The organism is Exilibacterium tricleocarpae (assembly GCF_007004655.1).
Lineage (GTDB): Bacteria > Pseudomonadota > Gammaproteobacteria > Pseudomonadales > Cellvibrionaceae > Exilibacterium > Exilibacterium tricleocarpae.
In genome coordinates this window covers 1-632 of sequence record NZ_ML660157.1, presented here as the reverse complement: position 1 = coordinate 632, position 632 = coordinate 1, and the positions used below count along the sequence as shown (strand labels likewise).

At 43.7% G+C, this 632-nt stretch carries 1 protein-coding gene; it reads left to right on the top strand.

All coding sequences use genetic code 11. The features are described 5' to 3' along the window. Positions 1 to 28: 28 nt before the first annotated feature. On the top strand, positions 29 to 632 hold a 604-nt coding region (locus tag FKG94_RS28605; RefSeq protein ID WP_179957864.1), incomplete at its 3' end, for a L,D-transpeptidase family protein.

The following is a 632-nucleotide window of genomic DNA, read 5'->3' as shown; positions in this document are numbered from 1 at the left end:
CGTTAGCACTACTGGTATCGAGCACCAAATGAGCATGCTACAACAAATCATCATCCTGCTAGCGATATTTATAAGCCCCCAGGTTTTCGCAACGGATATACCTAGTAGCGCTAGAGCAGAGAGATCTATTGCGAGTGTTGAAGCAGTTTTAAGGAAAGGTCTATCCGGCAAAGGTCTTGAGTATGGCTCTCCAATATTCATTCGTATATTTAAAGACCCCGGAGTTCTTGAAGTCTGGATTGAGTCCGATAATGGGGCTGTCGTAAATTTTAAAAATTACGACATTTGTACATTTTCAGGGAATCTTGGCCCTAAACTGAAAGAGGGAGATAATCAGAGCCCAGAAGGCTTTTATTTCGTGAATTCTGGCCGACTCAACCCTTGGAGTAGATTTCATCTGTCTTTCAATCTAGGTTATCCGAACCAATACGATCGCTATCATGGCCGCACCGGGAGTGCTCTAATGGTTCATGGTGACTGTGTATCCATTGGGTGCTATGCCATGACGGACTCTTATATTAATGAAATTTACGCTCTTGGAGTGGCTGCGCTTAAGTCGGGGCAACCGTTCTTCAGGGTCCACTTGTTCCCGTTTAAACTAGAGCTTGAAAATTTATCCAAATACCGTTCAA